This window comes from Streptomyces sp. NPDC096339 (genome assembly GCF_044762985.1).
In the GTDB taxonomy this organism is placed as follows: domain Bacteria; phylum Actinomycetota; class Actinomycetes; order Streptomycetales; family Streptomycetaceae; genus Streptomyces.
The window spans coordinates 243,213-255,945 of sequence record NZ_JBIWFI010000005.1; the positions used below are offsets into that span (position 1 = coordinate 243,213).

Below are 12,733 nucleotides of genomic sequence, written 5' to 3' on the forward strand. Positions count from 1 at the left end.
TGCCCTTTCGGCGGGGTCCGGTTCAGCGGAATCGAAGTGCCTTCATGACCTTGAGGCTGCGGGTCATGAACGCCGCGTACTTCTCGTCGTCCATGCCCAGCGAGGGCGCCATCGGGAGCAGTCGCTGGTGGGCGACGGTCTGCGCCTCGGTGTACTTGAGGATGCCCTCGGAGCCGTGGCGGCGGCCGAGGCCGGAGTCCTTCATGCCGCCCATGGGGGCCTGGGCGCTGCCGTAGGCGGGGGCGTAGCCCTCGTTGATGTTGACGGTGCCGGTGCGCAGGCGGGCGGCGACGGCGTGGCCCCGGCGGGAGTCCTTGGTCCAGACGCTGGAGTTGAGGCCGTAGGCGGTGGCGTTGGCCTCGGCGATGGCCTGGTCCTCGTCGGTGAAGCGGTAGATGGAGACGACGGGGCCGAAGGTCTCCTCTCCGCAGACCGCCATGGGCGCCTCGACGCCGTCGAGGATGGTGGGCTCGTAGAAGAGCGGGCCGATGTCGGGGCGGGCGGTGCCGCCGGCGACGAGCGTGGCGCCCTTGGCGACGGCCTCGTCGACGTGCCGCGTCACGGTCTCCAGCTGGCGCTCGCCGACCAGGGAGCCCATGTCGGCGCCGTACGCGAGGGAGGCGCCGAGCCGCATGGCCTTGGTGCGGGCGGCGAACCGCTCGACGAAGGCGTCGGCGATGGAGGCGTGGACGTAGAGCCGCTCGATGGAGATGCAGAGCTGGCCGGCGGAGGAGAAGCAGGCGCGGACGGCGCCCGCGGCGGCCTTCTCGATGTCGGCGTCGTGCAGGACGAGCATGGCGTTCTTGCCGCCGAGTTCGAGGGTGACCCCGACGAGGCGGTCGGCGGCGCCCCGGGCGACCTCGCGGCCGGTACGGGTGGAGCCGGTGAAGGAGACGTAGTCGGCGTGCCGGACCACCTCGGGGCCGACCACGGGGCCCTCGCCGAGCACGATCTGGAAGACCTCGGCGGGCAGTCCGGCCTCGATCAGCAGGTCGCGGGCCCACAGGGCGGTCAGCGCGGTCTCGGTGTCGGGCTTCATGACCAGCGCGTTGCCCGCGACGAAGGCGGGCAGGGCGTCGCCGACCGACAGTTCGAGCGGGTAGTTCCAGGGGGCGATCTGGCCGACGACCCCGCGCGGCTGGCGCAGCTCGGTGACCTTGGTCAGGGTGGGCATGGCACCCGTGTGGCCCTTGGGGCGCAGGTAGGCGGGGGCCTTGCGGCCGTAGTGGCGGGCCGCGACGGCGACGGCCTGGACCTCCTCGTGGGCGTGCAGGCGGGCCTTGCCCGTCTCCAGCTGGATGAGGTCGAGGACCTCGGCCTGCCGGGCCAGCACCAGGTCGTGGAAGCGCAGCAGTACCGCGGCCCGCTTCCGCGCGGGGACGGCCGCCCAGGCGGGCTGTGCGGCACGGGCCCGCTCGAAGGCCTCGGCCACGTCCTCGGGGGTGGCCTCGGGAAGCTCGGCGAGCCGGTCCCCGGTGAAGGGGGTGTGGTTGGCGGTGCGGCCGGAGCCGATCACTCCGCGGGTCAGCCGGGCGACCAGGTCGGCGGTGACCACGTCGGCGGCGGTGCGGGCACCGGCCGGGGCCGGGGCCACCGGGTTGGTGGGCTGCGGTGCGGTCCGGAGAGGGGCGTCGGGGGCCTGCGAATCCGTCATGGCGGTGAGCGTATTGCGCCCGCGGACCTTTGGGTACCCGTGGGTAACCGGATTTTGCCATTTCCGCCAGTGATTGCTGGCGGGGTGGCGGGATCAGGGCTTCTTGGCAGGCGGCTCCCAGCCACTGAGCAGGACGTCGAACTGCTGCTGGGTCGTGGCCCAGTCGGCGGCGGGGCTCGACATGTAGATCGCGTACTCGGTGCCGTCCGGGCCGATGTACATCTGCTCCCTGGCCCTGCGCGGACCGGGGTGGTTCTGCTTCTCGGTCCACGAGAAGTCCCAGAGCGCGGCGCGGACGGTGTCCCGGAAGGTGTTCTGGTTCAGCAGCTGCTTCTTGTAGTCCGTCCGCTTCTTCACCTGCTGCTCCAGATCGAGCAGGTGCGCGTACGGGTCCCGGTAGTCCGGGGTGGAGTCGACGGCGATCCGGATCAAGTGGTTGCCGCTGTCCGGCGTGTAGTCGATCTGGTCACCGTTCGTCTGGCGCGTCCAGCCGTCCGGGACGAACAGGGTGAAGCCGGCGATGGGGTCGGTGACCTTGTCGTAGCCGGCCGGCGGGGTCGCCGCCCGGGGCTTCCCGTCGTCGCCCGACTGCCCGCCCGTCGAACCCGCGGGCTTGTCGTCCGCCCCCGAGTCCCCGGTGTACTTGAGGATCCCGAACACACCGCCACCGCCGAGCAGCGCCGCCACCAGGGCCACCACCGCGGCGCGCTTGAGCCAGCCGCCGCCCTGGACGGCGGGCACGGGCGCGGGTGCGGACACCGTCCCGGGCACCGCCCCCGACGCGGACGCCGTCCCGGACACGGGCGGCTCCGGGAGCGCGGCCGTCTGCGCGCCGTCCGCCCGCGTGGCCGGCTCCTCCGCCGACTCCCGCGCCGGCGCGAGCTCCTCCGGGGTCACCGCGCGGGTCGGCACGTACGCCTGCGCCGCCTTCGGTTCGCGGCCCTCCATCGCCTCCATCAGCATCCGCTCGGCCTCCTCGGCCGAAGGGCGCTCCTCCGGGTCCTTGCGCAGCAGGGCCGTGATCACCGGTCCCAGCACCCCGGACTGGCGCAGCGCCGGCGGTTCGTCGTTGACGACGGCCTGGAGGCTGGAGATGGGCGACGTACGGCGGAACGGCGAGCGGGCCTCGACCGCCGTGTAGAGGGTGGCGCCCAGCGACCACAGGTCGGAGGCCGTGCCGGGCGTCGCGCCGGTGACCCGCTCGGGGGCCAGGTAGTCGATGGAGCCGACGATCTCGCCGGTGCGCGTGATGGAGGAGTCGCCCTCGATCGCGGCGATCCCGAAGTCCGTGAGCAGCACCCGGCCGTCCTTGGCCAGCAGCACGTTGCCCGGCTTCACGTCCCGGTGCAGTACGCCGACCGCGTGCGCGGCGCGCAGCGCGCCCAGCACGTGCAGGCCGATCCTGGCCGCCTCGCGGGGCTCGATCCGGCCGGCCGCCTTGGCCGCGTCCGCGAGGGAGGGGCCGTCGATGTACTCCATGACGATCCAGGGCCGGTCGTCGTGTTCCAGTACGTCGTGAACGGTGACGACCGCCGGGTGCTGGATCCGGGCCGCGGCCCGGGCCTCCTTCTGCGTACGGGCGTGCATGACGTCCCGGTCGGCCTGGGCGACGTACAGACCCGCCGTCAGTTCCTTGACGGCGACGGTCCTGTGCAGCAGCTCGTCATGCGCGCGCCACACCTTGCCCATGCCGCCGCGGCCGATGGGCTCGACGAGCCGGTACCGACCCGCGAGCACGGTGCCCCCACCTGTCTGCTGTTCCACGAAATCCCGCCGCTCTCCACACTTCAGGCCGCCAGATTACGGAGCTCATGGGCACTGCCGGAACCGCACGGGGCCGTAAAGGCAGCACTGTGACGCAATCGCCGTACTGATCAGTCGTCAGTACGTTCTCAGCCACCGGACTTGTAACTCGCCGTGGCCTTCTCGAAGACCTCGGTGACCTTGCCCTGCTCGTCCTCCGGTCCGGTGACCATGACGACGTGGTAGCTGCCGGCCAGCGCGACCACGAAGTTGCGGGCGAAGACGTTGCGTCCGGTGCCGTCGATCCACGTGTAGCGGCCGGTGGCGCGGAGTTGCCGGCCGACCTTCGTGGTCTTCACGTCACCGACGGAGGACCAGGTGGAGGTGCGGTACGGGGTCAGCTCCTGCTCCTTGTCCTTCTGGTAGGCCGCCGGGTCGGGATTGCCCTCGACCTTGTCGCGGCCGGGGACGACGGTCAGTACGAACTGCCCGCTGACGTACCGCACCTGACCGGCGTCGTTGACGCTGCGGCGCTCCCAGCCCTCGGGGACGGCGATCTCGAAGTGCTCGGGGTCCTGCTGGATGGTGTAGCCGGGCGGGGCCGTCGCCTCCGGGGCGGATGCGGTCGCCGTCGTCTGGGGCGCGGGCTTGGACTCGGGGGTCCCGGTGGGCACCTGGGAGGGGCTCCCACTCTGCTTCGGGGGTGTCGGCGCGGCATCGTGCGTCCCCCCGCCGTCCGCCGCCCGGGGCATGAACAGCATCGCGTACGCCACGCCTCCGGCGAGCAGCACGAGGATCCCGAGGAGCAGGGTCCGCCCGAGGGAACGGGGCCCCCGGGTGCGCGGGGCGGACGGATTGCGGTGCCGGCCGTGCAGTTCGCCCCGGCGGCGTACGACGGGCAGGCGCGCGGGATCCGGCTCCGCCATCGGCAGCATGGCCACGCCGGCGCCCGACTCCGGCTCGGGGGCCGATCGTACGAGCGAACGCAGCCAGCCGCGCAGCTCCTCGAAGTCGGGTCGTTCGGTGGGGTCCTGACGCAGCAGCGACTCCACGACGGGGCGCAGCGCGCCGCACTCCTCGGCGAAGGCCGGGGGCTCGGCACAGACGAGCTCGACGAGCTCGGCCGCGCTGTCCTCCGGGTACGGGGCGTGGCCCTGCACCGCGCGGAACAGCAGCGCGCCGAGGGCCCAGAGGTCGGTGGCGGGTCCGACGGGAGCGGCCAGCTGCCAGGGCCCGGAGACGCTGCGGGCCTGCTCGGGAGCCCACCGCTCGGTCACGGCCCCGACGACGGCCATCCGTGTCTGGCGCGCCCGCTCGGCGTCCAGCCCGGTGCGCGGGCCACCGACCGCGTGCGGCTGCGCGTACCCGGGGCGAAGGCCCGCGGAGGCGGCCTGCGCGGGACCGTGAGCCTGCTGCACGGGCCCCTGGCCACCCTGCTGCGCGGAGGCCCAGCCGCCGGCCCCGGAGGCGGCCTGCGCGGGACCGTGGTCGCGCTGCCGCGCGGGCACCGGAGCGGTACCGCCGTGGCCCTGTGGCCGCGGCTGCGGCCCGCCGGACCCGGCCGACTGCACGGGCACCCGGCCCGTACCGCCGTACCCCCGCGGCTCGGCCCCGCCCTCCGACGGGGTCCGACCGTACCCGGGGGCGCCCGGTCCGCCGTGCGGCGCGCTGCCGTCCCCGGGCGACGACTGCTCGGGAGCGGGGGTCTCGGCCTGGTGGTACCCCTGCGGCAGAGCGAGCTGCGCGGGCAGGCCGGGCCGCGCCGGGTCGGCCTGCGGCCAGGCGCGTTGCGGCGGCTGCGGCTGCGGCTGCGGCTGCGGACCGGGCCGCGCGGGGTCGCTCGGCGGGTGGTCGTCGTGCCGGGCGAGCCCGTACCCGGCCCCCACCTGCGGGTCGGCGGGCCGGCCGGGCGCCCCGGGCTGCGGACCGGTGGCCTGCGCGGGCGGTTCCGGCCGCGTCACATCGGCCTGCGGCGTCCCCCCGGCCGGGGGGAGGGCATGCCGGCGAGGGGTCGCTCCGTGCCAGGAGGTGGTGGCGCCGGACTGCGGGCCGCCGTACGGGTACGAGTACCCCTCCGGGAGGTTCGATCCCCCGGGCCTCGGCGCCGGCTCGGGCGCGGGGACCCCTGTCGCCGCCGCCTCCGCCTCCGCCTTGCGCTGCTCGGTGACACGGGCGGCGGCCGCCCGCGAGCCGGCCCGGTACGCGGCGATGGCCCCGGCCCGTGCCGCAGCCTGGAGGTCGGGCCGCTCCTCGGGACGCCCGGGGGTGATGTGGTCCGTGTACCGCGGCCCGGTGTCGTACCCGGGCGCCACCAACGGCGCGTACCGCGCCTGCTCTTCGGGCGACGGGACCTCCCCGGGCGAGTCCGGCCCCGGCCCCTCGCGGCCCGGGCCCCCGGCACCGTCACCGTAGCCGCCGGCAGGCTCCCCGGCCCCCTGGCCCGGCACACCACCGGAGCCTCCGGCCCACGGCTCACGACCGGAAGGACCGGGCCCAGGGCCCAAAGCCCCGCCACCCGGCGCCACGCCCCACACCTCGCCGCCGGATACAACCGCCCCGCCTCCCGGCTCGCGGCCGGAAGCACCGGGCCCGGGGCCCAAAGCCCCGCCACCCACCGCGACACCGCCGGAGGCATCCGCACCCCACACCTCGCCGCCGGAGGCACCCGCGCCCGCCTCCCGGGGCACCGGGTCGTACCCGCACAGCGCTTCCTCGGCCGCGCCCGCGGCCAGGCCGGTCAGGACGACGCGGCCGTCCTCGCACACCAGCACCGTCCGCACCGTGATGTTCCGGTGCGTCCACCCGTGCGCGTGCAGCACCCGCAGCGCGGTCAGTACGTCCGACGCCACCTCCGCCGCCCGGTACGGGCTCAGCGGTGCGTCCGCGATCAGCGAGGCCAGCGGCCTGGCCGGGACCAGTTCGCTCACTATCCACAGCGAGCCGTCCTCCGCGAACACGTCGAAGACCTGGTCCAGCCGGGGGTGGTCCGGGACCGCGGCCGCGGCCTGCGCCGCCTCGATCGCGCGCCGCACGGCCGGCAGCTCACCCGCCGGGAGGGTCTGCGGCCGCGGCCCGTCCATCAGCTCGGCGTCCACGACCTCCGGCAACGGCACCTGCCGTACGAGGACTTCCTGCCCGCTGCGCGTGTCGAAGGCGCGGGTCTCGACGAGTTCGTAATCGGCGTAGTCGGCCGGCGGCAGCGGCAGGCGGTAGCGGTGGGCCAGGATCCGGCCCGCGTACTCCTCCACATCGCCTCCCCCGAGTGCGCCGGGTCCCCCGTGGCCCCGCTGACACGATACGTCGCCGGGGCCGCCCGCGTCCCGGGGTCAGCCGAGCGGCTGGAAGGTCTCGAACGCCACGTTGCGCATCTGCGTGCACTCCGCGCCGTCCCACTGGTCGGCCGGGCAGCTGATCATGATGGCGTAGCCGTGCGTCGCGTCCATCTTGAAGCCGCGGTTGAGCACGCGGACCCGGATGCCCTTCTGGTCTCGCTCGAACTCCCAGTCGGCGACGGTGGGGTAGTTCCGGTAGCTCACCAGGTCGATCCTGAGCAGCTTGTAGTTCGTGCTGGTGGACGCCGTACCGGGGCTCGCTTCGAGCCAGGCCTTGCGCGCGTCGTCCTTCGGCCTGGGGTTGTAGTCGACCTGTATCCGCGGGAAGCCGCCGTCACGGCTGTATATGCCGCCGGAGTTCTCGCCCGCTATGCCCGTCTGGTGGAAGCCCTGCGGCATGGCCATGGAGAAGTGGAACCCCGGGTCCGTCACCATGGCGAACCCCGCCGGGAGTCCGCCGCCACCGCCGCCCGGCGCGGCACCCTGTCCCTGGCTGGTGCTGGTGGTCCCCGGGTCGCCGGCGCCGGTGTTCGGGGAGGAGGACGGCTGGTTCTGGGGCGTGCTGGGCGTGGCGTTCTGCGGGGTGTTCTTCCCGTTCCCGCCCTGGTTCTGGCCCTGGCCCGGGGTCGGGTTGCCGGAGACGGCCGGGGTGGGCTTGCCGCCGTTCTTGCCCTGCTGCTTGCCGCCCTCGTCGTCGCCTCCGGCCATGTAGGCGATCAGCGAACCGACCGCCGCGAGCACCACCAGTACGGCGGCCACCGCCATCGCGATCGTGCGGCGCGGCAGGACGTCGGTGACCGGCGCCGCGACGGGCGCGGGCTTGCCGGAGGCCGGGGCCTCGGCCGCCGAGGCGGTCGGCACGGCGGCTGCGGCAGCGGCGGCCGCCGCTGCCGCGGCGGCTTCCTTGCGGGCCGACTTCAGTGCGGCGCGGGCCCGTTCGCGCTGCTCGCGCTCCCGCCGCTCGCGTTCCTTCTTCGCCGCCTTCTCGGCCGCCTTCTCCGCCTTCTCGGCAGCGGCCTTGTCCACGGCCTCCTTGGCGTCGGCCAGCGATATCTGCCGGGTCTCCTCCGCGTTCGGGGTCACGACCGGCGGCGCGACGGGCTCGGGCGCGTTCACCACGGCGGTGAGCATGGCCCGCGCGCCCTCGTCGTCGAGACGCCGCGCGGGGTCCTTGACGAGCAGGCCGTAGATGACGTCTGCCAGCGGGCCCGCGTTCTTCGGCGGATTCACCGGCTCGGTCATCACGGCGGTGAGGGTGGCGAGCGCGGAGCCCTTGTCGTACGGGGGCACGCCCTCGACGGAGGCGTACAGGAGGCCGCCGAGCGACCACATGTCGGCGGGCGGGCCGGGCTTTTGGCCTCGGGCGCGCTCCGGGGAGATGTAGGAGGGGGCTCCCACGAGCATGCCGGTGGAGGTGACGGAAGGGTCGCCCTCGACCTGCGCGATGCCGAAGTCGGTCAGGACGACGCGGCCGTTGGCGGCGATGAGCACGTTGGACGGCTTGACGTCCCGGTGCAGGATCCCCTGGCCGTGGGCGGCGCGCAGTACGTCGAGCACCGCGAGGCCGACCTCGGCGGCGCGGCGCGGGGTCAGCGGGCCGTTCTCCCGTACGAACTCGGCGAGCGAGGGCCCCTCGATGAGCTCCATGACGATCCACGGACGGCCGTCCTCGTCGACGACGTCGTAGACGGTGACGGCGCCGCCGCTCCGGATCCGGGCGATGGCCTTGGCCTCGCGCAGGGTACGGGTGATGAGGCGGCGCTTCTCGTCCTCGTCGACGCCCGTGCTGAAGCGGAGCTCCTTGACGGCGACGATACGGCCCAGGGTCTCGTCCTCGGCCCGCCAGACGGTGCCCATCCCGCCCTTGCCGAGTACGGCTCCGAGCCGGTAGCGCCCGGCCAGCAGCCGTCCTTCGCGCTCCCCGTCGGCGGCGGCCTTGGCGGCCGCCGCCTTGACGGCCGCCGCCATGGCATCGGCCTTCTCGACGACGGGATTGACCACTTCTCCGCCGCCGGTCGCGGCCGCGGGCTTGCGCAGGTTCGCCCCGGCGGCCGGGGCCGGTTCCGCCACCGCCGCCTTGCCCGGCTTCGCCCCGGCGGACTCCGCATCCGCGGCCTCCGCCGCAGCCGCACCCTTGCTCAGGCTCGACTTGGCAGCCGCAGCCGGCTTCGCGTCCTCGGGCTCCGCAGCGGCGGCACCCTTCTCATCGTCAGCGGCGGTGACCACGACCGGTTCCCCGGTCGGGGACCCGTTCTCGGCCTCCACGGGCGCGTCCGCGCCCGAAGTTGCCTCGGCCGCAGCCTTCGCGCCGTCAGCAGGCGCGGCCTCGACCGGCTTCGCGTCCTCGGGCTCCGCCGCGGGCGCGCCCTTGCTCAGGCTCGGCTTCGCAGCCTCAACCGGCTTCGCCCCTGCGGGCGCGGCCGTGCCCGGAGCCGCCTCGACGGCAGCCTTCGCGCCGTCAGCAGGTGCGGCCCCTGCCGGCTTCGCGTCCTCGGGCTCCGCCGCGGGCGAACCCGCCGACGCGGCCGGAGCCGCAGCCCCCTCTTCGTCGGGCTTCGCCGCAGGCGTCCCGTGCTCCGGCTTCGACATGCGTCCCCTCTGCGTTCCTGCAGCCTGCCCCGGCTGCCCCGGCAGCCGCCGGGGCCCGCTGTAACCCACCCCGGCGGAAACCTCATTGTTCCTCACTCCGCAACTGACGGGCGCCCCGGGTCTGCGGTTCCCCCTTCCACATCGCGGAGTTACAACGGCACGATGTCGGGCGCGCCGAGCCTCGCCGCGTCCGCCGTCTGGTCGTCCGGCTGGCGCTGCGATTCCCGTTCCGCCTGGACCCGCTTGTCGTAGTGCTCCACTTCCTTCTCGATCTGCTGCTTGTCCCATCCCAGCACCGGCGCCATCAACTCCGCGCACTCCCGGGCCGACCCCGTCCCCCGGTCGAAGGTCTCGATCGAGATCCGCGTACGCCGCGTCAGTACGTCGTCCAGGTGCCGCGCCCCCTCGTGCGAGGCCGCGTACACGATCTCCGCCCGCAGGTAGTCCTCCGCGCCGGTGACCGGCCGCGCCAGTCCCGGGTCGGCGGCGATCAGGTCGAGCAGTTCCTCCGTCAGCGACCCGTACCGGTTCAACAGGTGCTCCACCCGCACCACATGGAGCCCGGCCCGTCCCGCGATCCGTGCCCGCGCGTTCCACAGCGCGTGGTAGCCCTCTGCCCCCACCAGCGGCACGTCCTCCGTCACGCATTCCGCGACCCGCTGGTCCAGCCCGTGCACCGCCTCGTCGACGGCGTCCTTGGCCATGACCCGGTACGTCGTGTACTTGCCGCCCGCGACCACCACCAACCCCGGCACCGGGTGCGCCACCGTGTGCTCGCGCGAGAGCTTGCTCGTCGCGTCCGACTCGCCCGCCAGCAGCGGCCGCAGGCCCGCGTACACGCCCTGGACGTCGTCCCTCGTGAGCGGCACGGCGAGCACCGAGTTCACGTGCTCCAGCAGGTAGTCGATGTCCGCGCTCGACGCCGCCGGGTGCGCCTTGTCCAGGTCCCAGTCGGTGTCCGTGGTCCCGATGATCCAGTGCCGTCCCCAGGGGATGACGAACAGCACCGACTTCTCGGTGCGCAGGATCAGCCCGGTGCTGGAGTGGATGCGGTCCTTCGGGACCACCAGGTGGATGCCCTTGGACGCCCGTACGTGGAACTGCCCGCGCTCCCCGATCAGGGCCTGGGTGTCGTCCGTCCACACCCCCGTCGCATTGACCACCTGCTTCGCACGGATCTCGTACTCGCCTCCGCCCTCGACGTCGCGCACCGTCGCGCCGACCACCCGTTCGCCCTCGCGCAGGAAGCCGACCACCCTCGCCCGATTGGCGCAGTGCGTCCCGTACGCCGCGGCCGTGCGCACGAGCGTGGCGACGTACCGCGCGTCGTCCATCTGGGCGTCGTAGTACTGCAGGGCCCCCACCAGGGCGTCCTTGCGCAGCGCCGGGGCCACCCGCAGGGCCCGCCTGCGCGAGAGGTGCCGGTGGACGGGGAGGCCTCGCCCGTGGCCGCTGGAGAGGGACATGGCGTCGTAGAGCGCGACGCCCGAGCCCGCGTAGAAGCGCTCCCAGCCCTTGTGCTGCAACGGGTACAGGAACGGCACCGGCTTCACCAGGTGCGGGGCGAGGCGCCCCAGGAGCAGGCCTCGCTCCTTCAGCGCCTCCCGTACGAGGGCGAAGTCGAGCATCTCCAGGTATCTCAGGCCGCCGTGGATCAGCTTGCTGGACCGGCTCGAGGTGCCGGAGGCCCAGTCACGCGCCTCCACCAGGCCGGTGGACAGGCCGCGGGTCACGGCGTCGAGCGCGGTGCCGGCGCCGACCACGCCCGCGCCCACGACCAGGACGTCCAGTTCCCGTTCGGCCATCCGGGCGAGGGCCTCGGCGCGCTGCGCCGGTCCCAGTGTCGCTGTCCTCACGGCTGCCTCCCGTTGGTGCGGGCGTTCCCGCGTCGTGCGGACGTGCCCGCATGGTGCGGGTGATCCCGCTCACATCCCCGTTTCACGATTCTGACCGGCCGCACCCACATCAGCCACCGCCTGTGGACAACACAACGGCGACCTCCACCCTGGAATGCGACATATCTGTCATATATACGCCTAGTCTGACATTGCGCCGGCTCGCTGCGCGGTCTTGCCGCCCCCAGGGCCCCGGCGCACATCCCCCTCGTGTCAGGGAAGGGACGGCACCCCCATGCCCGCAGACCTCGCCGTCATCGGACTCGGCCACCTCGGCCTCCCCCTCGCCCAGGCGGCCGTCGCCGCCGGAATCGAGACCGTCGGCTACGACAGCGGTCCGGTCACGGACTCCACCCTCACCGCCGCCGAGATCCGCCGCATGTCGGCGGCGGGGTTCCGGGTCACCACCAACCCCGCCGAGCTCGGCCGGGTCCGCACCGCCGTCATCTGCGCCCCCACCCACCTCGGCGCCGACCGCGCCCTCGACCTCTCGGCCGTCGGCGAGGCGGGCCGCGCGCTCGCCGCCCGACTGCGCCCGCACACCACGGTCATCCTCGAATCAGCCGTCCACCCGGGCGTCACCGAGGAGTACCTGCGCCCCATCCTCGAAGAGGGATCCGGACTCCGGGCCGGCCGGGACTTCCACCTGGCCTACTCCCCCAGCCGGCTCGACCCCGGCAACCGCACCCACGGCATCTCCAACACGCCGAAGGTGATCGGCGGTCTCACCCCCGCCTGCACCGAGTCCGCGCACGCCTTCTACGCCCGCCTCGCCGAGAAGGTGGTCCGGGCCCGCGGCCTGCGCGAGGCCGAGACCGTACAGCTCCTCGAAACGAACTACCGGCACGTCAACATCGCCCTCATGAACGAGATGGCGGTGCTCTGCCACGACCTCGGCGTCGACCTCTGGGACGTCATCCGCTGCGCCGAGACCAAGCCGTACGGGTTCCAGGCGTTCCGCCCCGGCCCCGGCGTCGGCGGCCACGGCGTCCCCCTCGACCCCAACTACCTCCCCCACACCACCCGCACCCCGGGCCACCCCCTGCGCATGGTCGGCCTCGCGCAGGAGATCAACAACCGGATGCCGCAGTACGTCATCCAGCGCTCCGCCACCCTGCTGAACGAGCACGGAAAGTCCGCGCGCGGCGCCCGCGTCCTGCTCCTCGGCGTCACCTACAAGCCCGACCTCGCCGACCAGGAGGGCTCCCCGGCCCGCGAGATCGCCAGCCGCCTCCTCGACCTGGGCGCGCTGATCAGCTACCACGACCCGTACATCGCGGGCTGGCGGGTGCGGGACCAGCCGGTGCCCCGTGCCGAATCGTTGTACGAGGCCGCCGCGAACGCCGATCTGACGATCCTGCTCCAGCACCACCGCACCTATGACCTGCAAGGCCTCGCGGTGAAGGCCCAGTTGCTGCTGGACACCCGCGGCGCCAGCCCGGCGGGCGCCGCGCACCGCTTGTAAGTGCCCGGAAAATCCCCCTCACGGATGTCGTAAGCGACTGCTAGCCTGCGGCGTC

Annotated in this window: 6 protein-coding genes; 1 reads left to right on the plus strand and 5 read right to left on the minus strand. The window is 73.8% G+C overall.

Annotated features, from left to right (window positions below; all coding sequences use genetic code 11):
• Positions 1–22 precede the first annotated feature (22 nt).
• The 5 genes from ACIQ5Y_RS11240 to ACIQ5Y_RS11260 form a co-directional block, all read right to left on the minus strand.
• A complete protein-coding gene (locus ACIQ5Y_RS11240; RefSeq protein WP_403878087.1) occupies positions 23–1,654 on the minus strand; it encodes a succinic semialdehyde dehydrogenase in 1,632 nt (543 codons plus the stop codon).
• A gap of 93 nt (positions 1,655–1,747) precedes the next feature.
• Complete coding sequence (locus ACIQ5Y_RS11245; protein WP_403878089.1) at positions 1,748–3,418, minus strand: serine/threonine-protein kinase; 1,671 nt, start codon at positions 3,416–3,418, stop codon at positions 1,748–1,750.
• A 128-nt stretch (positions 3,419–3,546) separates the two neighbouring features.
• Positions 3,547–6,645 (minus strand): protein kinase, encoded by a 3,099-nt coding sequence (locus ACIQ5Y_RS11250; protein WP_403878092.1) that lies wholly within the window; start codon positions 6,643–6,645, stop codon positions 3,547–3,549.
• Positions 6,646–6,723: 78 nt separating this feature from the next.
• Positions 6,724–9,318 (minus strand): serine/threonine-protein kinase, encoded by a 2,595-nt coding sequence (locus ACIQ5Y_RS11255; protein WP_403878095.1) that lies wholly within the window; start codon positions 9,316–9,318, stop codon positions 6,724–6,726.
• A 149-nt stretch (positions 9,319–9,467) separates the two neighbouring features.
• Positions 9,468–11,174, minus strand: coding sequence for a glycerol-3-phosphate dehydrogenase/oxidase (locus tag ACIQ5Y_RS11260; protein WP_403878098.1), 1,707 nt, complete (start codon positions 11,172–11,174; stop codon positions 9,468–9,470).
• Between the two features lie 274 nt (positions 11,175–11,448).
• On the opposite strand from ACIQ5Y_RS11260, the gene ACIQ5Y_RS11265 reads away from it, so the two are divergent.
• On the plus strand, positions 11,449–12,678 hold the full coding sequence (locus tag ACIQ5Y_RS11265; protein WP_384751288.1) for a nucleotide sugar dehydrogenase: 1,230 nt from the start codon (positions 11,449–11,451) through the stop codon (positions 12,676–12,678).
• Positions 12,679–12,733 lie beyond the last annotated feature (55 nt).

Coding starts and splice junctions, on each gene's coding strand:
- ACIQ5Y_RS11265 (WP_384751288.1), top strand. CDS start 11,449: ATGCCCGCAGACCTCGCCGTCATCGGACTCGGCCACCTCGGCCTCCCC.
- ACIQ5Y_RS11255 (WP_403878095.1), bottom strand. CDS start 9,318: ATGTCGAAGCCGGAGCACGGGACGCCTGCGGCGAAGCCCGACGAAGAG.
- ACIQ5Y_RS11240 (WP_403878087.1), bottom strand. CDS start 1,654: ATGACGGATTCGCAGGCCCCCGACGCCCCTCTCCGGACCGCACCGCAG.